The organism is uncultured Tateyamaria sp. (assembly GCF_947487805.1).
Lineage (GTDB): Bacteria > Pseudomonadota > Alphaproteobacteria > Rhodobacterales > Rhodobacteraceae > Tateyamaria.
Map to the genome: position 1 here is coordinate 776,438 of NZ_CANKXW010000001.1, position 18,374 is coordinate 794,811.

The window sequence follows — 18,374 nt, forward strand, 5'->3', positions numbered from 1 at the left end:
CATCCATGATATGAAGGAACTTTTGCGCAGCACCGACCCGACGATCATCGCCTTTGCCACGGCCCTTCTCGAGGGCGAGGATATAGCCTGCTTTCAGATGGACGTAAATATGAGCATCCTCGAAGGCGGCATCGGAATTTTCCCGCGTCGGCTGATGGTGCGGGCGGATGAATATGACGCGGCACTGCGGGTGATGCAGGACAATGAAATCGACCTCGGACGATGACCTGACCCACGATGCCTTTCTGGGCGGGCGGTTGCACCTGTGGCAGCCGCGCGCGGGCTATCGCGCGGGGGTCGATCCGGTTCTGCTGGCCGCCAGCATCCCGGCGCGGGCGGGGCAATCTGTCTTGGATCTGGGCTGCGGTGCGGGGGCGGCGGCGCTGTGTCTGGGCGCGCGCGTGCCGGGCCTGTCGCTGTTGGGCGTGGAACGGCAGGCGGAGTACGCGGCGCTCGCCGAACGTAACGGGCTTGAGACGGCGGTGGCGGACATTCGCGCCTTGCCGCACGACATTCGCAGCCGGAGCTTTGATCACGTCATCGCCAACCCGCCCTTTTTCGACCGCGCAGCAGGGCACAGCGCGTCCGATCAGGGCCGAGAGGCCGGACGCGGCTATGACACGCACGTGGAGGCCTGGATTGATGCGGCGGCGCGACGGTTGCGGCACAAGGGGTTCCTGCACATGATCCACCGGGCCGAACGGGTGCCGGATATGCTGGGCGGTGCGCATGGGCGTCTGGGCTCGCCCGAAATCTGGCCGATCTGTCCTCGGGTCGGAAAACCGGCAGAACTGGTGATTTTCCGGGCACGCAAGGACGGTCGCGCGGATTTTCGCCTGCATTCTCCGATCATTTTACACAGCGGTGCGCGGCACGAGCGCGATGGCGACAGCTATACCCCTGAAATCCAAGCCGTTTTGCGCAACGGTGCGGCGCTGCCCCTTTAACCACTCATTAAGGTTGGGATGCTTTTGTTATCCACATGCTGCGCGTGCGGCGTGACTTGGCGCATATCTTGTGCTTGGCTGCACGTGCACTTTATCAGCAAGGAGGACCCGCATGAGCATCACTGCCCATCTCGAAGAGTTGAAAAAGAAGCACCAGAGCCTGAGTGAACAGGTCGATATGGCCCAACGATCCCCTGCAACGGATCACGTCCAGGTGGCGGCCATGAAAAAGCAAAAGCTCAAACTGAAAGAAGAAATCACGCGTCTGTCGGGCTGAGGTTCGACGCTACGACACGGGTTTCCCGAGGCTCGCACGGGCGGCCAGAAGCGCACCTGCGGTGATGAGAATCGCCGCGGCTACCAGCGTCCAGCTGGGCGCCGCCACGCCAGCAAGAACCAGGACAATCGTGGACAACAACGGCGCCGCATAAGATGCGGTGCCAAGGATCTGGATATCGCCGCGTTTGACGCCGATATCCCAGACATAAAACGCCAATCCCACAGGCCCCAGACCCAATCCGATTGCGCTGGCCCAACCAAGGCTGCCCTGCGGCCAGACGGTTTGTTCCGTGATCAGGTGCAACGGGATGGACAGAACGGCGCTTGCAACACAAAACACCGCAACTGAGGCGGTGGGCACGCTGCCAAAACGTCGGGACATGACGGAATAGGTGGACCATGTCAGCGCGCAGGCCAGTGCAAGCGCATAGCCGGGCAGGGCGTCTGTCTGAAACCCCTGTGCGCCGCCGCTGACAATAAGCGCGGCCCCGGCAAACCCGACGACCGCACCCAGCACATGGCCGCCCCGCAGCCGCTCGCCCGGCAGCAACCCGGAAAAGAGAACGATCAGCAAAGGCCAGAGATAGGCGATCAGGCTTGCCTCGGCCGCGGGGGCCAGACGCAGGGCTGAAAAGTAGAGCGCGTGATAGCCAAAAAGGCCAAGCGTCCCCAACGCATAGACATACAGTGGCACAGCGCGCAGTTGCCCCAAGCCCCCATTGGCCGCCGTCCAGACCAGCCCAAGCGCGCCGCCGATGGCAAAACACAACGCATTCAGCAAAAATGGAGGGGTCGGTGCGGATCCGACGGTCAACAGGGCCAGAACACCCCACAGAATGACGGCGACGAAACCTGTCAGGGTCGCGGTGGATCGTGTCATGGCGCTTGATACTCCGAGGATGGTACGCGGGTCAGTGCGTCGGTGACATGAGAAGTCTTGTCAATTTCCGCGATGATCCAGTCGCGAAAGGCCGCAATCTGCGGGCGGGTTTCCGACCCTTGGGCGCACAGGAAACGGAAGCGTACGCCGGTGTCGAGCGCCGTCGGGAACGGCGCCACCAAACGGCCGTCGTCGATATCCTTGACCACCAGCGCGCGGCGGCCCAGCACGACGCCCACACCAGCCAGTGCTGCGTCGACCGCGTGGTCCGCCTGGCTGAACCGCGGACCATGGCTGGGCGCAAAGGGGATGCCCATGGCGCGAAACCAGACCTCCCAATCGCTGCGCGGGTTGAGAAAACTGATGCTGTCGTCAAAAATCAGCGGCGCGTCCTTGAGGCTTTCCGGGGTCGGGAAGCGCGCTGCAAGCTCCGGCGTCATGACCGGACAGACCCATTCCATGGCCAACGGCACCGAATAGAGCCCCTCATCCGTGCCATAGCCAAAGCGGATCGCCACGTCGATCGGATCGCGGCCCAGATCGACCATCTTGAGCGAGGCGGAAAAGCGCAGCTCGACCTCGGGATGAGCCTGCGCGAAGTCATAGAGCCGTGGCGCCAACCATTTTGCGGTGAATGCTGGGCCTGCGGTTACCGTAAGTGTTTGATTATCCTGTGTTCTCAAGGCGGATCGCCATGCGGCGGCAAAGGATTGGAACCCGTCGGAGATGCCGGGGGCAAGTGCCTTGCCCGCCTCGGTTAGCTCGACCGCACGGTTCAGGCGGCGGAAAACTTGCGTGCCCAAATACTCTTCGAGCGATTTGATCTGAAAGCTGAGCGCGGCCGGTGTCACGTGCAATTCCTCTGCCGCCTTGGCAAAGGACATGTGGCGGGCGGCGGCGTCAAAGGCGCGCAAGGCGGTCAGAGGGGGCAGGCGGTCCGGCATGGTCAGTTAAGTACACCTTAAGTGAAGCCGTGAAAAGTCTCGTTTGTCGGGAGGGATCAAATCCCACATATTCAACCCAATCGAAGCGACACCGCGACACAGGAGACACAAGAATGTTTGAGACATCCGCCACACCCGCCATCCGTAACGCCATGGAAAAGGCCCACGCTCAGCGCGGTGCCGCCTTGGCCGAAGCCTGGAGCTGGCTTTTCGGGGGTAAGACTTCCCGCTGATGGGCGCGCGCCATCTTACGGGATAAGGAAAGGGCCGGTGCATCGCTGCACCGGCCCTTTTTCATTTGGTTTATACCTGAACGGCGGCGTCAGACAAAGAATTGCGCGCCATTGGCCGAAATTGTCGAACCGTTGATAAAGCCAGAGTCGTCTGAGGCGAGGAAGACGACGCAGCGCGCGATTTCCTCGGGCTCGCCCAAGCGGCCGGCGGGGATCTGAGCGATGATCGACTCGCGGACTTTCTCCGGGACGGCCATGACCATGTCGGTGCCGATATAGCCCGGGCAGATCGCATTGGCAGTGATGCCTGCGCGCGCACCTTCCTGCGCCAGCGATTTGACGATGCCGAGGTCACCGGCCTTGGTGGCGGCATAGTTCACCTGGGCGAACTGGCCCTTTTGCCCGTTGATGGACGAAATCACGATAACGCGGCCAAATTTGCGCTCGCGCATGCCGGGCCAGATCGGGTGCACCGTGTTGAACACGCCGGTCAGGTTGGTGTCCACGACCTGGTGCCACTGTTCCGGCGTCATGCGGTGGAAGGGGGCGTCACGGGTGATGCCCGCGTTGGCCACGACGACATCGATCGGGCCAAGGTCTGCTTCGACCTGGGCGATCCCGGCAGCAGATTCGTCGTAATCGGCGACGTTCCACTTGTACGTCTTGATGCCGGTTTCGTCAGTGAAGGCGGCGGCGGCCTCGTCATTGCCGGCATAGGTCGCGGCGACGGAATAGCCTGCGTCCTTGAGGGCGGTGGAAATGGCTGCGCCGATACCGCGCGATCCGCCGGTGACAAGTGCTACACGGGACATTGTTGAGACTCCTTTTATGTCTTTCAATATGTTTCGCTCAAATGCTTGGGCTGCGCAACTTTATTGCGCATTGCCGTTACGTTTGGGCGAAGTTGGAAAAATTGAGGGAAGGTGCGCCGTGAAGGCGCACCCTACACCGGATCAGGGGCGTTCGAGGCACATGGCCACGCCCATGCCGCCGCCGATGCACAATGTGGCGAGGCCCTTTTTGGCGTCGCGGCGCTTCATTTCGAAGAGCAGGGTGTTCAGGACGCGGGCGCCGGAGGCACCGATGGGGTGACCGATGGCAATCGCGCCGCCGTTCACGTTCACGATCGCAGGATCCCAGCCCATGTCCTTGTTTACCGCGCAGGCCTGGGCGGCGAAGGCTTCGTTCGCTTCGACGAGGTCGAGGTCATCGACGCTCCAACCCGCTTTTTCGAGGGCCTTGCGGCTGGCATAGATCGGGCCCACGCCCATGATCGAAGGATCGAGGCCCGCGGTTGCGTAGCTTGCGATGCGGGCCAGCGGCTCGATTCCGCGCTTTTCCGCGTTTTCGGCCGTCATCAGCAGGGCCCCGGCGGCACCGTCATTGAGGCCCGATGCGTTGGCGGCCGTGACAGAGCCGTCCTTGGTGAAGGCGGGGCGCAGTTTCTGCATCGCTTCCATGGTGGCGCCGTGACGGATGTACTCATCCGCGTCCACCACGATGTCACCTTTGCGGGTCTTGACCGTGAAGGGCGTGATTTCGTCGGCGAACTTGCCCGCCTTCTGCGCCGCTTCGGCCTTGTTCTGGCTGGCCACGGCGAATTCGTCCTGCGCGTCGCGGGTGATCTGCCACTGATCGGCGACATTCTCTGCCGTCTGGCCCATATGGTAGCCGTTGAACGCATCCCACAGACCGTCGCGGATCATGGTGTCGATATATTTCAGGTCTCCCATCTTGTGACCGGCGCGCAGGGCGGCGGCATGGGGCGAGAGGGTCATGTTCTCCTGGCCACCGGCGGCCACGATGTCGGCGTCGCCCAGCTGGATATGCTGTGCGGCGAGTGCGACAGCGCGCAGGCCCGAACCGCACACCTGGTTGATGCCCCACGCCGCGCTTTCCTTGGGCAGACCGGCGTTGATATGCGCCTGACGGGCGGGGTTCTGGCCTTGGGCGGCGGTCAGGACCTGACCGAGGATCGTCTCGGACACCTCGGACTTGTCGATGCCCGCGCGCTCCACGATGGCTTCGAGCATGGTGGCGCCCAGATCATGGGCGGGCGTATTGGCGAACGCGCCCCCGAAACTGCCAACGGCAGTGCGGGCGGCGGAAGCGATCACGATGTTTGTCATTGGGGCAAATCCTCTGGCAGTTATGCGAGGATGATCCGAGACATGCACGTCCGTCTGCACGTTGTGCGGGCCCCAGATTGCCCCGCCATTGCCGTCCCGATACCGGATTCGCGCCGTAGTCGCAAACGGACAGGGTGTCTCAGGCGCGCATACCCGCCTTGCGCGGTTCGCCGAACATCCAGTTTGGCCGGACTTGCGGAGCCTGAAAATAGTAGCCTTGCAGGCAATCGACGCCCAGTTGCATCAGGACCTCGACATCCTCCGCGCGTTCCACGCCCTCGCCCACAACCAGCATGTCAAAGTGGTGGCCGATCTGGATCATGGCGCGGGTCAGCACCTGGGTGTCGGGGTCATCGGCGATGCCGTTGCAGAACTGCATGTCGATCTTGAGCACGTCAAAGAAGAATTCCTTGAAATAGCGCAGTGCTGTATAGCCTGCGCCGAAATCATCCAGCGCAAAACAGATGCCCCGCGCGCTGAGACGGTCCATGAAATCGACTACCAGCTCGGGTTGGTCCATTGCGGACCCTTCGGTGATCTCAAGGATCAGCCGTTCGCCAAGGGTTTCATCCTTTTTCAGCCAGCGGTTCAGGGTCTGCATCCATTTCTGATAACCGATGGAGCGGGCCGACATGTTGATCGACAGGCGCACCGACGGGTTCTGATGCAACGTCTTCAGCCCCATGTTCAGCGCGACCACGTCGATCTCACGGCCCAGTTCCGTACGTTCGACAACGGGCATGAAATCCTTGGCCGGGATGATCCGGCCGGTGTCGTCCATGACGCGGATCAACCCCTCGTAAAATCCGACGCGGCCCTTGTCCTGAGCGATCACAACCGGTTGGAAGGCGAGCAGCGTCTGCTGGTGCTTGACCGCTTGGGCCACCATTTCCAAGGTGTCGCGATCGCGGTTCATGACCGCGGCGTTCAGCGGATTGTCCGCACCCGCAGGCATGTCGATTGGTTTGAATTTGGCCATTGGCAGCAGCCGCCCCCTCGTCGAAATGTCTGGCCACAATGGCGGTTGGACCGTAAAAACATCCTTAATGTTTGCATTTTGTTCTAATTTTATCTGTTAACCAAAGGCGGAGGGGATTGCATGTGTCAGCGGTGCGGTTGGGAAGGGCAGGATCCGGTATACGTGGCCTATCACGACACCGAATGGGGCGTGCCGGAATATGATGCGCGCACGCTGTGGGAGAAGCTGATCCTTGACGGGTTTCAGGCGGGGCTGAGTTGGATCACAATTCTGCGCAAACGAGACAATTTCCGCGCAGCTTTTGCGGATTTTGATCCGGCGGTCATTGCCACGTGGGGCGAGGCTGATGTGCAGCGTCTGCTGGGGGACCCGGGCATCATTCGCCACCGCGGCAAGATCGAGGCGACCATCACCAATGCGCGCGCCTATCTCGAGGTTAATGTTCACGAAGGGTTCGATCGATTTTTATGGAATTACGTGGACGGTACCCCGCTTCAAACCAATTTCGCCAGCCGTGCCGAGGTTCCGCCCAAGACCGCGCTGAGCGAACAGGTGTCCAAGGACCTGCGGGCGCGGGGTTTCAAATTTGTCGGGCCCACGATTGTCTATGCGTTCATGGAGGCGACGGGGTTGGTCAACGACCATATCACCCCGTGTTTTCGTCATGCGGAATGTGCGGCGATGGCGGGGCGTTGACTCTGACGCATCGGCGCGTATAAGCGCGGCTTCATTGGTGTTGGTGGCCTTCGCAAGAAGATCCCTGTCGTCCCGGCAAAATCCGGGGAGAGGACAACGCCCTTTGGAAACCTGAACCGAAGGAGATCAGCCGTGACAAAACGCACGTCTGCCAAGTACAAGATCGATCGCCGTATGGGCGAAAACATTTGGGGTCGCCCCAAATCCCCCGTCAACCGCCGCGAATATGGCCCCGGCCAGCACGGTCAGCGCCGCAAGGGCAAGCTGTCGGATTTCGGCATTCAGCTGCGCGCCAAGCAGAAGCTGAAAGGCTACTACGGCGACCTGACGGAAAAGCAGTTCCGCCGCATCTATGCCGAAGCCGAACGTGTCAAAGGCGACACCGGTGAAAACCTGATCGGTCTGCTTGAACGCCGTCTGGACGCTGTCGTGTACCGTGCCAAATTCGTTCCGACCGTGTTCGCCGCCCGTCAGTTCGTGAACCACGGCCACGTCCGTGTGAACGGCAAAAAGGTCAACATCCCCTCCTACCGTGTGAAAGAGGGTGACGTGATCGAGGTCCGTGACCGGTCCAAGCAACTGGCCGTCGTTCTGGAGGCCACGCAGCTGCCCGAGCGTGATGTTCCCGACTACATGGATGTGGATCACTCCAAGCTGACCGCGACATTCGTGCGCACACCGACATTGGGCGACGTGCCCTATCCGGTGATGATGGAACCGAACCTCGTGGTCGAATTCTACGCCAAGAACTAAGCGCTGCGCGGGCATCGCCCCGCACATGCCAAGGATCAGGCCGCTTCCTCCGGGAGGCGGCCTTTTTCGTTGTGGCTGCCTCTGCGGCAATGGGGCGCGGGATTGTGGCGCGATGTCACGCAGGCCTGAGATTTCGCGCGGTCTAGGCTGAGGGGGATCTGATCCAAGGAGATGTGCCATGATCCGTGCCCCCCGCGTGACCGCCACCCGATTGGCCACAGCCAGTGCCCTGCATGCCCGGATGGGGCGCGGCGATTTTCTGGACTGCTACAGCGTGGCTTCCACTGCTACGCCGCGCGCAGCGGCCGAGATCATCACCACTTTTCCGGCATGGGCGCAGGCATTGGTGGCCTTGCGTTCGGTGATCACGGCGCCGTTTGGCCTGTCGCAGGACGGACCGCAGGCGCAGGACAAGCTGGGTCCGTTCCCGGTGGAAACCGAGACGGCGCAGGAATTGATCGCCGGGTTTGACGACAAGCACCTTGATTTCCGCGTGGCCGTGCGGTCCGAGGATGGAGTTGTTTCCCTTGCCACCTGGGTACATCCGCACAATGTCGGCGGACGGATCTATCTGGCCGCGATCATGCCATTTCACATTCTGATTGCACGCGATGCCCTGGCCCGCGTGGCGCGGCAAGACACGACCGCGACACCGCGCCCGGCCTAGGCCAGACTGTCCAGCAAGGCGGCGCTCGCGGCATCCGCCGGGAAGTACAGCTCGACCTTGAGGTCCTCCAGGGCGACATCTTCGGGTGTGCCGAATTGCGCAATGGTCGCAAACAGGGACAACCGCATGTCGCCCACGCGAAAAATGGTCGGCACGACGGGGCTGCGCGGCGGATCGTGGCGGATCGGCACCCGGCCAAGATGATCCGCTGTTCGGTCGAGGGCCGCGATCCCGCCCTGTGCGGCGCTTTCGGTGCGCAGGCGCTGGCAGGCATGATGTGCAACCTCTGGCCAGTTTTCGACCATCGCGGGCAGCGTGTCGGACATCATCAGATCCAGCATCGACGCGCCGGGTTCAAGGCCCAGCATGGCAAACAATTTGCGGCCGGGCGCGTTCATCTCGAGCACGGTCCAGAGCCGATCGACGGCCATGGCCGGTAACGGCGCATGCGCCTGCAACATGTGATCGACCGCGGCGCGGATGGGGGCCATGTCGGCCGCGTCCCAGGCGCGTCCGGGATAGCGTGCGGCAAATCCCGCATGGGTCAGCATCTGGTTGCGCGCATCCAGTGGCAGGGTCAGCGCATCGCTGAGCCGCGCGATCATCTCGCGGCTGGGCCGCGCGCGCCCGCTTTCCAGAAAGGAGATGTGGCGCGCCGATACGTCGGCCTCTCCGGCAAGGTCCAGCTGGCTCAGCCTGCGCGCCTTGCGCCACGTACGCAGGGTTCCGGGAAAATCTGTCATGCCCCGAGCCTAGCGCCCCAGTGCCCGCACGACCATTACCTGTGAGGTAATTGATGGGCGCATCGGTCCCGATCTAAGTCATCGACACGCCACGCAAGGAGACAGGGCACATGACCAAAGAGTTTCACAAGTCCTGGCTGGCAATCACTGCGGTGGTTGTCGGGTCCTTCGGGCCGGTCTTTTTCCTTGGCACGATGGCGGCCACGGCAGAGCCTGCACGCTGGTCGCTGGACCTGTTGAGTTGGCCGTTGAACGGATCGCCCGACTACGATGCCTATGGCACGCGGTTCCTGTCTGCGCTGACGGGCGGGTTTCTGTTTGGCTGGGGTGTGATGATCTGGTGCCTGCGTTTGTGGGTCTATGACGCGGCACCCGAGGGTGTGCGGCGCGCGGTCCTGACGGGCCTTCTGGCGTGGTTTGTGCTGGACAGTGCAGGCTCCATCGCGTCCGGAACGACATCAAACGCCCTGTTCAACGTGCTTGTACTGGTGATCGCCGTGGGGCCGCTGTGGCGACCGGCGAAGGGGTGAAGGGCAAAAGGCCACGAATCGGCTAGGCAAAAATGCAACCTGTGGTAGGCTTACCCATTGGTTAAGTGAATTTGGAGTCCCAAAGACATCACGCGCGGCGCCGCAAAGCGCCCGCAACGTCCCCGAAAAAGGCATCGCGCGCATGAGCTGATTTTGGCCCGTGCAACGCACGATGTCGGCGCCGTTTCTCGCAAGATCAATCGAGTCACCACTCACACCCCGCCGGGGATCGGTCCGTCCGGTCTCCGGCGTTTGCCTTTGCGGCCTGTCGCCTGTGCGCGGTCGGGTGCATTTTTGTCACTGGTCACCGTCGGGTCGGCCCCCTAAAACGGGCGCGACACGGGAAGGAGAGCCCCAATGACCCGCATCACACCGCAACCCGGCATCATGGACATCGCCTTGTATCAGGGCGGTGCGTCGCATCTGGCGGGCGTGGACAACGTGCTCAAGCTCAGCTCGAACGAGAATCCGGCGGGGCCTGTGCCTGCCGCGATGACGGCGCTGGCCGAAGCGGCGGGGGGCATGCACCTCTATCCATCGACGGATCACGCCGACCTGCGCACCGCCATTTCCGAGGTTTGGGGCGTCGCGGCGGACCGGGTGATCTGTGGAGTCGGATCGGACGAGGTGTTGCAGTTCGTGACACAGGCGTTTTCAGGTCCGGGGGACGAGATCATCCACACCGCGCACGGGTTTTCCATGTACCCGATCCTGGCGCGGATGGCGGGGGCCACGCCCGTCTGTGTGCCAGAGGCGGACAGGGTCGTGGACGTGGACGCGATCCTTGGTGCGGTGACACAGGCGACGCGGATCGTGTTGCTGACCAATCCGGGCAATCCCACAGGCACGCGCTTGCCCGACAGCGAGGTGGTGCGCCTGGCCGATGGCCTGCCCATGCATGTGATCCTGGTGATCGACGGGGCCTATACGGAATATGCGGATGGGTACGATGGCGGCCTGGCGCTGGCCGAGACCCGCCCCAATGTGCTGATGACACGCACATTTTCCAAGATCTACGGCCTTGGCGGTCTGCGCGTCGGATGGGGCTATGGCCCACGGGCGCTGATCGATGTGATGACCCGTATCCGCCAGCCGTTCAACCTGTCGACCGTGGCACTTGCCGCAGCAGAGGCAGCAGTGCGCGACACCGCATGGGTCGATGACTGCGCTACGCGGAACGCCACACAGCGCGCGCGGCTGACCGGCGCGTTGCGACAGCTTGGGCTGGCCTGCGATGACAGTGACACCAATTTCGTGTTGGCGCGGGCCGCGTCGGTTGCCGACGCAGATGCGGCGGAGGCGGCGTTGAACGCGGACGGAATCCTGATCCGGCGGGTGGGTGGCTATGGCTTTCCCGAAGGGCTGCGGATCACCGTGGGTGATGCGGATCAGACAGGGCGCGTGATCGCGGCCCTGACCCGCTGGCGCGAAGAGGCCGCAGCATGATGTACAACCGTGTGGCCCTGATCGGGCTGGGTCTGATCGCGTCCTCCATGTTCTGGGCGATGAAACGGGCGAATGTGGCGGGCGAAGTTACCGGCTTTGCCCGGACGCAAGAGACGCGGGACACCGCGCGGCGGATTGGCCTGTGCGACCGTGTCTGTGACAGCGTGGCCGAAGCGGTCGAGGGGGCCGATCTGATTGTGCTCTGCGTGCCGGTCGGTGCCATGGGCGCGATTGCCGCCGAAATGGCACCGCATCTGGCACCCGGCGCGACCGTAACGGACGTAGGCTCGGTCAAGCGCGCGGTGATCGACGCGGTTGGCCCGCACCTGCCCGAGGGCGTGCATTTCGTACCTGGACACCCCATGGCGGGGACCGAGCATTCGGGCCCCGAATCCGGCTTTGCCGAGCTTTTTGACAACCGGTGGTGCCTGCTGGTCCCCACAGAGGGCAGCGACCCGGCAGCGGTGGCCAGGCTGCGCAGCTATTGGGAGGCGCTGGGCTCGAATGTCGAAGAGATGGAGCCGGAGCGCCACGATCTGGTCTGTGCCGTAACCAGCCATGCGCCGCACCTGATCGCCTACACGATGGTCGGTGTGGCCGATGACCTGGGCCGCGTGACGGACAGCGAAGTTGTCAAATTCTCGGCCGCGGGTTTTCGCGACTTTACCCGCATTGCCGCATCCGACCCGACCATGTGGCGCGACGTGTTCCTGACCAACAAGGATGCCACGCTGGAAATCCTTGGCCGCTTTACCGAAGAGCTGTTTGCCCTGCAGCGCGCGATCCGCACCGGCGACGGCGACCATCTGCACGACTATTTCACCCGCACCCGCGCCATCCGGCGGGGCATCATCGAGGCCGGGCAAGACACGGATGCGCCCGACTTTGGGCGCGGTGGCGTGCGATGAAACGGCTGGCGCTGGTCTGTTTGCTGGTGGCAAGTGCCGCTTCCGCAGCACCAGATGTGTCCAAGCGGCCCGTGGCGCGTGCGGGCACGGATGCGCGCAATGTCGGCGTGCCGGTGCCCAGTCTCGAACAGGTCAAGGTTGCCGCAGCACTGCCCACGGCCACCAGCACCCTGCGCCCCAGCATCCGCCCACCATCGATTGTCCAGCGCGCCATGACCCGCCGTGCAGAACGACGCAAGGGGCAAGTCTGCGGTGATCCGGACCTTCAGGGCGATGCGGTGGGGGCCGTGCCGGGCCGCATCCCCGGTTGCGGGATCGCCGATGCGGTACGACTGCGGTCGGTGTCCGGCGTGACGCTCAGCCAACCGGCGCTGATGGATTGCAACACGGCCAAAGCCTTGAAAACGTGGACGAACAAAGGGGCGAAACCTGCGCTGCGCCGCGTTGGCGGTGGGCTGGCCTCTTACAGGGTGGCCGCGCATTACGCCTGCCGGACACGGAACAATCAGCCCGGCGCGCGGATCTCGGAGCATGGCAAGGGGCGGGCCATCGACATCTCGGCCTTCACCATGAAGGACGGCACGCGGCTGACGGTCCTGAACGACTGGAACTCGCGCCACGGGCGCGCGCTGAAATCCATGCACAAGGCGGCGTGTGGGCCCTTTGGCACTGTTCTCGGCCCCAATTCGGACCGGTTTCACCGCGATCACTTCCACTTTGACACCGCGCGCTACCGCAACGGGTCCTACTGCCGCTGACCCTAGCGGATGATCAGCCGCGGGGCTGGGCCCAGCGGGATAAAGCCCAAGCGCACCGCGCCGCCGCTGAGGGTCAATTCGACATCCAGCGTCTCTTCGTTGCCCGAGGCACCGGCCAGCATGCCCAACAGCCCCTCGGCCTGCCCGCGGAATTGCGGCGGCAGGATGCCGGCGGCCTGGGCCAGATCCAGCATCTTGAGCCAGTTCTCTGCCTGCAAGGTGACGGTGCCGTCGGGCACGCCAGCGACATCCACGGTCAGATCGGCGGACAGGTTCAGCACCACGTCGCCCCAAATGGCCTCTGCCAGATGCAGATCAATGACGCGCGGCTGTGGCCGCGCCTGATCCAGCGCGCGCCGGTCCCACGGGGTGTCAAAGCCCACCGTCGCCTGCATGCGCAGGCTTTCGAACGCCTGTGGAATGCTGTCGGGCAGGCGTAGTGCTGCGCGTATCGCATCGCCCGGCGCAAACGCATCGGCAAAGGCCACGAGGTCATAGGTCGCACCATCGGTCTGTGTCATCGTCAAGGTGAGGCTCTCGGCCGACATCTGCGTCGCCGCCCCGTCGCGCACCTGCCACGGCCCGGCGGTCCAGCCCAGCTGCTCCAACTCGAGCGCTGTACCGGGGTGAAGCGCCAGCGCCATGACGCCGTCCTGCATGGTCAATGTCGACCGCCCTAAAGGCGAGGCCAGCAGGATCGGCCCCTCGTCCAGTGTGACCGTCACGTCGCCGGGCCACCACGCGGGTGCCGTGATGTCGAGCGCCGCAGTCTCGACCGCAACGCCCGCGGCAGGGTCGGCCACGGCAATGTCGCGCAACCCGGCGGACAGGGTCATCGGAAAGCCGCCACCCTCTATGGTGCCGACCTCCGCCTGCCAGCCTTCGGCGCTGCGCGCGTCGAACCACGCAGCCACAGCGCCCCGCATGCCCGACGAGGCCGCGAACCACCATCCACACCATGCCAGCCCCGCCAGCAAGATCACCCACAGGATTTTGCGCATCGGCCCTCTTTCCCTCTGTTGTGGAATCGGGTCTACCCCACTGAATACAAAGAGGACCAGTGGCAATGAGCATGTGGGTATTCGGATATGGCAGCCTTTTGTGGAACCCCGGCTTTGACGTGGCCGAGGAAATGATGGCCACCTTGCCCGGTTGGGCGCGGTCGTTCTGCATGCGCTCCATCCACCACCGCGGCTCAGAGGCGGAACCGGGCCTTGTCCTCGCGCTGGATGCCGCACCCGGCGCGCATTGTGCGGGCGTGGCCTTGCGCGTCGCACCGGGCACCGAGGACGCAACGCTGGCCTACCTGCGCGAACGCGAACTGATCTCCTCAGCCTATCTGGAGAAGATGCTGGCCCTCACGCTGGCGGACGGGCGCGAGGTCACTGCGGTCACTTATGTGATTGACCCCGATCACGTGCAGTATTGCGGCGGCCTGCCGCTGGAAGAACAGGCGCAGATCATTGCCCACGCCACTGGCGGGCGCGGTCCAAACAGCGACTATCTGTTCAACACCGCGCAACATCTGGCGGCGCTGGGTGTCGCGGATCCCGACCTCGATTGGCTCTCACGCCGCGTTGCAGCGATTTTGGCATAAATGCTTGGCGCTTTTGCCTAAAACCCGATAGATTACGCGGAAAGCAGAGCAGAATAGGGGTCAGGAGCCAGCCCATGGCGCAGACCACACCCGAGGCACAGCCGTATTTCTCGCAGCCCTTCAGGCAAATTGCCCTGATGCTGATCGTTCTCGTCCTGTCGGGCGTCGGTGCCGTTCTGGCGCTGCCGCGCGTCTTGCCGGTGTTCCAGGCGAACCCCTACCTGAACGGGTTCATCATGTTCGTCTTTGTGATCGGCGTGGTGGCGTGTTTCTGGATGGTCTACCAGCTGATCGTGTCTGTGCGCTGGATCGAAGGCTTTGCCGCCAACGGCCCGTCGGCCAGCGACAAGGCACCCCAGCTTCTGGCGTCGCTTGCCTCGCTCTTGCGGTCGCGCGGCGCGCGCATGCAGCTGAGCGCGTCGTCCACACGGTCGATCCTGGATTCCGTTGCGACCCGCATTGATGAGGTGCGCGAAATCACGCGATACATCGTCAACATGCTGATTTTCCTTGGCCTTTTGGGAACGTTCTATGGCCTGGCTACAACCGTTCCGGCCGTCGTGGACACCATCCGCAGCCTTGCACCCCAAGACGGCGAAGGCGGGGTTGAGGTGTTCAACCGTCTGATGACCGGGCTCGAGGCGCAGCTGGGCGGAATGGGCGTGGCCTTTGCCTCGTCGCTGCTGGGGCTTGCGGGATCGCTGATCGTCGGTTTGCTCGAACTGTTTGCCGGGCACGGGCAAAACCGGTTTTACCGCGAGCTCGAAGAGTGGCTCAGCTCGATCACCCGCGTGGGCCTGAGTTCCGAAGGCGACGGCAGCAGCGACCAGAACGCCATGGCGGGCGTGATCGACCATCTGGCAGAGCAGATGGAAAGCCTGCAAACCATGTTCACCCAGTCCGATATCAGCCGGTCGATGGTCGATGAAAAGCTGGGCAAACTGGCCGATGCGGTCGACCGCATGACCACGCAGATGCAGGCCCGCGACGCCGGCGGTGACGCATTGGCGCAGGTCGCCGAAGGGCAGGAACGTCTGATCCAGGTGATCGAACGGCAGGGCACCGGCGACGGAATCGACGCAGAAAGTCGGATGCGGCTGCGCTCCATCGACGTGCAAATGCTGCGCATCCTCGAAGAGATCAGCGCAGGCCGCCAGGAAACCATGGCCGAGTTGCGCACGGATATCTCTGCGCTGGCCACCGCACTCAGCCAACCGCGCGGCCAGAACCGGCGGCAGGGCAACAACGGGAACCGCGGCCCGCGCAACACCCAAACTGAAGGGGACGGCTAACCATGGCTCTGTCGCGCCGCACCGGGGCCCGGTTTCAGGCATCGATCTGGCCCGGCTTTGTGGATGCGATGACGGGGCTGTTGCTGGTCCTGATGTTCGTGCTGACTATTTTCATGGTCGTCCAGTTCGTGCTGCGCGAAACCATTAGCGGGCAGGAAACCGAGCTTGACCAGTTGGCCACCGAGGTGGCGGCACTGGCGCAGGCGCTGGGCCTCGAAGAACGCCGCGCCAGCCAGTTGGATGCACGCCTGTCATCACTGAATGCGACCTTGAACGACGCCCAATCACAAGTCGCACTGCAAGCAGCCCAGATAGCCGCACTTACAGGCGAGCGTGATGCGGCCTCCGCAGCGCTGAACGCAGCGCAAACCCGGATCACGAGTTTCGAGGCGCAAGTTGCCGCGCTGATTTCCGAACGCGACACCGCCCTGTCCAATGTCGCGGGGCTTGAGACGGAGCAGGCGCGTCTTTTGTCCGAGCAAGAGGCGTTGAACCTTGCGCTGGCGCAAGCCCGGACGGAAGTTGATGCCCAATCCGAGGCTGCGCGCCTTGCCGCCGCACGGACAGAAGCGTTGCAGGCCTTGATTGCGGATCTGCGCAGCCGTAACGCCGACAGCGCGGATCAGGCGGCGGCCCTTCAGGCTGATCTGGATGCCGCCCAGCAAGCGCTGACAGCCGAAGAAGCCGCCCGCCTGGCCGAAGCCGCCGCTGCCCAAGCGCTGCGCGAACGGCTGGAGAATGCGGATGCCGAGCTCACCGCGATGACCCTCGCGCTTGAGGCGCAGCGGCAGGAGGCGGAGGACACGCTGACCCTGCTGGCCGCCGCGCGCGCCGCAGAGGATGAGGTGAATGCAGAGCTGGCCACGGTCATGGCTGCACTGGCGCTGGCGCGGGAGCAGAATGATGCGCTGTCGGACGACCAGCGCGGGCTCGAAGAGCAACTCGCCGCCGCACTGGTCCGCCTCGAAAATTCGCAAGGCAGCCAAACCGCCGCCGAAGCGCGGATCGACGCCTTGCAAAGCGAGCTGGCCTCGGCCCTTTCGGCGCTGGATGCGTCAAAGGCGGAGAACACCGCGCTGGCGGGCGAACGCTCGAGCCTCGAGGCGCAATTGGCCGCAGCCTTGCTGAATGCCGAGGGCGGGGCAGCGGCGGCCGCCGATCTTGAGGCGCAACTGGCGCGCGCCCTGGGGCAATTGGACGAACGGTCCGCGGATGTGGCGACGCTCGAGGCCCGGCTGAACGCTGCCGAAGCGGCATTGGATGGGCGCACGGCGACAACGGCGTCGCTTCAGACCGAACTCAACGAAACGCAGACGACGCTCGCCGCGCGCGAGGCGGCGTTGGCCGAAACGCAGGCGCAACTGGCCGATGCCAAAGCCGCGCAAGAGCTGTCCGCCGAGGCCGCCGCACGGCTCGAGGCGCGGCTGACCACGCTTGAGGCGCGCATCGCCGCCTCCGCGCTGGAACTGGACGATGTGCGGGACCGGCTGGCGGCGGCTGTTGCCGCCAAGGTGGCAGCAGAAAGCCAGCTGACCGCGCAAATCGGCGATCTGGATGATCTGCGTGTGCAACTGGCCACTGCCATCGCCGCCCGTGACGCAGCCCTCGCCGATGCCGAGGCTGCGGGCAGCAGTAACAGGGAGGTCCGCGACCAGTTGGCCGCAGCCCTGGCCGCACGGCTTGCCGCCGAGGCCGAGCTGGAAAACCTCGGCAGCGACACGTCGGAGCTGCGCGCCGCCCTAGCGGATGCGCTGGCGCAAAAAACCGCCGCGGATGCAGCGCTGGCAGACCAGACATCCAAGGCCGATCAGCGCGCCGCCCTGCTGGCCGCCGCGCGCGATGCGCTGAGCGCCGAAGAGGCCGCGACGTTGCAGGCCCAGCGTCAAACCGAATTGCTGAACCAGCAGGTTGCGGCCCTGCGCGAACAACTGGGGCAATTGCAAGCCTTGCTCGACGACGCGGTCGCGCGCGATGCCGCACGGGACGTGCAACTGCAATCGCTGGGCTCGGAACTGAACACCGCTCTGGCCCGTGTCGCCGCCGAAGAACGCCGCCGCCGCGAGCTGGAGGAAGCTGAGCGCAAACGTCTTGAGGCAGAACGCGCGGCATTGGCCGCCGAAGCGCAGGATCTGGAGCGGTATCGCTCCGAGTTCTTCGGCAGGCTCCGCGACGTGCTAGGCGGACAGGACGGGGTGCGTATCGTGGGCGACCGGTTCGTGTTCTCGTCCGAAGTGCTGTTCCCGCCCGGTGGCGCCGACCTGTCGGGAGAAGGCGAGGGCGAGATCGCCAAGATCGCGGGCATTCTGCGCAACATCGCCGATGACATTCCGGCCGAGATTGATTGGGTGATCCGCGTCGATGGCCACACGGACAACGTGCCGCTGTCCGGTACGGGTGAGTTCGCTGACAACTGGGAACTCAGCCAGGCGCGAGCTTTGTCGGTTGTGAAATATATGGTGAATTTCCTCGGGATTCCGCCGGATCGTCTGTCGGCCAATGGCTTTGGCCAGTACCAGCCGATCAACCCGGAGGACACCGCGGCGGCCCGTGCCCAGAACCGGCGGATCGAGTTGAAATTTACCGAGAAATAGGC

General features: G+C 63.9%; 20 protein-coding genes. 13 read left to right on the plus strand and 7 right to left on the minus strand.

Features of this window, described 5'->3' with window-relative positions; all coding sequences use genetic code 11:
* Nucleotides 1-10: 10 nt before the first annotated feature.
* The 3 genes from Q0949_RS03975 to Q0949_RS03985 all read left to right on the plus strand — a co-directional run bounded on the left by Q0949_RS03975 (nt 11) and on the right by Q0949_RS03985 (nt 1,224).
* Nucleotides 11-226: a DUF2007 domain-containing protein gene (locus Q0949_RS03975; protein WP_299368860.1), complete on the plus strand. Its 216-nt coding sequence runs from the start codon at nt 11-13 to the stop codon at nt 224-226.
* Nucleotides 204-947 (plus strand): methyltransferase, encoded by a 744-nt coding sequence (locus Q0949_RS03980; RefSeq protein WP_299368862.1) that lies wholly within the window; start codon nt 204-206, stop codon nt 945-947. The genes Q0949_RS03975 and Q0949_RS03980 overlap by 23 nt, the downstream gene beginning before the upstream one ends.
* Before the next feature lie 112 nt (nt 948-1,059).
* Entirely contained in the window at nt 1,060-1,224 is a 165-nt protein-coding gene (locus Q0949_RS03985) for a DUF465 domain-containing protein (RefSeq protein ID WP_299368864.1), read from the plus strand.
* A gap of 9 nt (nt 1,225-1,233) precedes the next feature.
* On the opposite strand, the gene Q0949_RS03990 is transcribed toward Q0949_RS03985, so the two are convergent.
* From Q0949_RS03990 to Q0949_RS04010, 5 genes are all read right to left on the minus strand, one after another.
* Entirely contained in the window at nt 1,234-2,106 is an 873-nt protein-coding gene (locus tag Q0949_RS03990; RefSeq protein WP_299368866.1) for an EamA family transporter, read from the minus strand.
* On the minus strand, nt 2,103-3,050 hold the full coding sequence (locus Q0949_RS03995) for a transcriptional regulator GcvA (protein WP_299368868.1): 948 nt from the start codon (nt 3,048-3,050) through the stop codon (nt 2,103-2,105). Before Q0949_RS03995 ends, Q0949_RS03990 begins: the two co-directional genes overlap by 4 nt.
* Before the next feature lie 322 nt (nt 3,051-3,372).
* Nucleotides 3,373-4,095, minus strand: a complete 723-nt coding sequence (gene phbB / locus Q0949_RS04000) for an acetoacetyl-CoA reductase (protein ID WP_299368870.1) — start codon at nt 4,093-4,095, stop codon at nt 3,373-3,375.
* A 141-nt stretch (nt 4,096-4,236) separates the two neighbouring features.
* The gene (locus Q0949_RS04005) at nt 4,237-5,412 is read right to left on the minus strand and encodes an acetyl-CoA C-acetyltransferase (protein WP_299368872.1); all 1,176 of its coding nucleotides are present in this window, start codon (nt 5,410-5,412) and stop codon (nt 4,237-4,239) included.
* 139 nt (nt 5,413-5,551) lie between these two features.
* Complete coding sequence (locus tag Q0949_RS04010) at nt 5,552-6,391, minus strand: EAL domain-containing protein (protein WP_299368874.1); 840 nt, start codon at nt 6,389-6,391, stop codon at nt 5,552-5,554.
* 120 nt (nt 6,392-6,511) lie between these two features.
* On the opposite strand from Q0949_RS04010, the gene Q0949_RS04015 reads away from it, so the two are divergent.
* The 3 genes from Q0949_RS04015 (at nt 6,512) to Q0949_RS04025 (ending at nt 8,507) form a co-directional block, all read left to right on the plus strand.
* Nucleotides 6,512-7,087 carry a DNA-3-methyladenine glycosylase I gene (locus tag Q0949_RS04015; RefSeq protein ID WP_299368876.1) on the plus strand — a complete coding sequence of 192 codons (576 nt, stop codon included), beginning with the start codon at nt 6,512-6,514 and terminating at the stop codon, nt 7,085-7,087.
* A gap of 132 nt (nt 7,088-7,219) precedes the next feature.
* Entirely contained in the window at nt 7,220-7,840 is a 621-nt protein-coding gene (rpsD, locus tag Q0949_RS04020) for a 30S ribosomal protein S4 (RefSeq protein WP_299368878.1), read from the plus strand.
* A gap of 178 nt (nt 7,841-8,018) precedes the next feature.
* The gene (locus Q0949_RS04025; protein ID WP_299368880.1) at nt 8,019-8,507 is read left to right on the plus strand and encodes a DUF2867 domain-containing protein; all 489 of its coding nucleotides are present in this window, start codon (nt 8,019-8,021) and stop codon (nt 8,505-8,507) included.
* Here the strand turns inward: Q0949_RS04025 and Q0949_RS04030 are convergent.
* Nucleotides 8,504-9,250: a helix-turn-helix transcriptional regulator gene (locus tag Q0949_RS04030; RefSeq protein ID WP_299368882.1), complete on the minus strand. Its 747-nt coding sequence runs from the start codon at nt 9,248-9,250 to the stop codon at nt 8,504-8,506. The genes Q0949_RS04025 and Q0949_RS04030 overlap by 4 nt on opposite strands.
* A gap of 110 nt (nt 9,251-9,360) precedes the next feature.
* Here Q0949_RS04030 and Q0949_RS04035 point away from each other — a divergent pair, with 110 nt between their 5' ends.
* From Q0949_RS04035 to Q0949_RS04050, 4 genes are all read left to right on the plus strand, one after another.
* Nucleotides 9,361-9,780 carry a hypothetical protein gene (locus Q0949_RS04035; RefSeq protein WP_299368884.1) on the plus strand — a complete coding sequence of 140 codons (420 nt, stop codon included), beginning with the start codon at nt 9,361-9,363 and terminating at the stop codon, nt 9,778-9,780.
* Nucleotides 9,781-10,137: 357 nt separating this feature from the next.
* Complete coding sequence (hisC, locus tag Q0949_RS04040; protein ID WP_299368885.1) at nt 10,138-11,226, plus strand: histidinol-phosphate transaminase; 1,089 nt, start codon at nt 10,138-10,140, stop codon at nt 11,224-11,226.
* Entirely contained in the window at nt 11,223-12,134 is a 912-nt protein-coding gene (locus Q0949_RS04045; protein WP_299368887.1) for a prephenate/arogenate dehydrogenase family protein, read from the plus strand. The genes hisC and Q0949_RS04045 overlap by 4 nt, the downstream gene beginning before the upstream one ends.
* Nucleotides 12,131-12,892 (plus strand): extensin family protein, encoded by a 762-nt coding sequence (locus Q0949_RS04050; RefSeq protein ID WP_299368889.1) that lies wholly within the window; start codon nt 12,131-12,133, stop codon nt 12,890-12,892. Before Q0949_RS04045 ends, Q0949_RS04050 begins: the two co-directional genes overlap by 4 nt.
* A 2-nt stretch (nt 12,893-12,894) precedes the next feature.
* Here the strand turns inward: Q0949_RS04050 and Q0949_RS04055 are convergent, their stop codons facing one another.
* Entirely contained in the window at nt 12,895-13,893 is a 999-nt protein-coding gene (locus Q0949_RS04055) for a DUF2125 domain-containing protein (protein WP_299368891.1), read from the minus strand.
* 65 nt (nt 13,894-13,958) lie between these two features.
* On the opposite strand from Q0949_RS04055, the gene Q0949_RS04060 reads away from it, so the two are divergent.
* From Q0949_RS04060 to Q0949_RS04070, 3 genes are all read left to right on the plus strand, one after another.
* A complete protein-coding gene (locus Q0949_RS04060; RefSeq protein WP_299368893.1) occupies nt 13,959-14,489 on the plus strand; it encodes a gamma-glutamylcyclotransferase in 531 nt (176 codons plus the stop codon).
* A gap of 74 nt (nt 14,490-14,563) precedes the next feature.
* Nucleotides 14,564-15,781, plus strand: a complete 1,218-nt coding sequence (locus Q0949_RS04065) for a biopolymer transporter ExbB (protein ID WP_299368895.1) — start codon at nt 14,564-14,566, stop codon at nt 15,779-15,781.
* A gap of 2 nt (nt 15,782-15,783) precedes the next feature.
* A complete protein-coding gene (locus Q0949_RS04070; RefSeq protein ID WP_299368897.1) occupies nt 15,784-18,372 on the plus strand; it encodes a peptidoglycan -binding protein in 2,589 nt (862 codons plus the stop codon).
* The last annotated feature ends 2 nt before the right edge of the window (nt 18,373-18,374 follow it).

Coding starts and splice junctions, on each gene's coding strand:
- Q0949_RS03975 (WP_299368860.1), top strand. CDS start 11: ATGAAGGAACTTTTGCGCAGCACCGACCCGACGATCATCGCCTTTGCC.
- Q0949_RS03980 (WP_299368862.1), top strand. CDS start 204: ATGAAATCGACCTCGGACGATGACCTGACCCACGATGCCTTTCTGGGC.
- Q0949_RS03985 (WP_299368864.1), top strand. CDS start 1,060: ATGAGCATCACTGCCCATCTCGAAGAGTTGAAAAAGAAGCACCAGAGC.
- Q0949_RS03990 (WP_299368866.1), bottom strand. CDS start 2,106: ATGACACGATCCACCGCGACCCTGACAGGTTTCGTCGCCGTCATTCTG.
- Q0949_RS03995 (WP_299368868.1), bottom strand. CDS start 3,050: ATGCCGGACCGCCTGCCCCCTCTGACCGCCTTGCGCGCCTTTGACGCC.
- phbB (WP_299368870.1), bottom strand. CDS start 4,095: ATGTCCCGTGTAGCACTTGTCACCGGCGGATCGCGCGGTATCGGCGCA.
- Q0949_RS04005 (WP_299368872.1), bottom strand. CDS start 5,412: ATGACAAACATCGTGATCGCTTCCGCCGCCCGCACTGCCGTTGGCAGT.
- Q0949_RS04010 (WP_299368874.1), bottom strand. CDS start 6,391: ATGGCCAAATTCAAACCAATCGACATGCCTGCGGGTGCGGACAATCCG.
- Q0949_RS04015 (WP_299368876.1), top strand. CDS start 6,512: ATGTGTCAGCGGTGCGGTTGGGAAGGGCAGGATCCGGTATACGTGGCC.
- Q0949_RS04025 (WP_299368880.1), top strand. CDS start 8,019: ATGATCCGTGCCCCCCGCGTGACCGCCACCCGATTGGCCACAGCCAGT.
- Q0949_RS04030 (WP_299368882.1), bottom strand. CDS start 9,250: ATGACAGATTTTCCCGGAACCCTGCGTACGTGGCGCAAGGCGCGCAGG.
- Q0949_RS04035 (WP_299368884.1), top strand. CDS start 9,361: ATGACCAAAGAGTTTCACAAGTCCTGGCTGGCAATCACTGCGGTGGTT.
- hisC (WP_299368885.1), top strand. CDS start 10,138: ATGACCCGCATCACACCGCAACCCGGCATCATGGACATCGCCTTGTAT.
- Q0949_RS04045 (WP_299368887.1), top strand. CDS start 11,223: ATGATGTACAACCGTGTGGCCCTGATCGGGCTGGGTCTGATCGCGTCC.
- Q0949_RS04050 (WP_299368889.1), top strand. CDS start 12,131: ATGAAACGGCTGGCGCTGGTCTGTTTGCTGGTGGCAAGTGCCGCTTCC.
- Q0949_RS04055 (WP_299368891.1), bottom strand. CDS start 13,893: ATGCGCAAAATCCTGTGGGTGATCTTGCTGGCGGGGCTGGCATGGTGT.
- Q0949_RS04060 (WP_299368893.1), top strand. CDS start 13,959: ATGAGCATGTGGGTATTCGGATATGGCAGCCTTTTGTGGAACCCCGGC.
- Q0949_RS04065 (WP_299368895.1), top strand. CDS start 14,564: ATGGCGCAGACCACACCCGAGGCACAGCCGTATTTCTCGCAGCCCTTC.
- Q0949_RS04070 (WP_299368897.1), top strand. CDS start 15,784: ATGGCTCTGTCGCGCCGCACCGGGGCCCGGTTTCAGGCATCGATCTGG.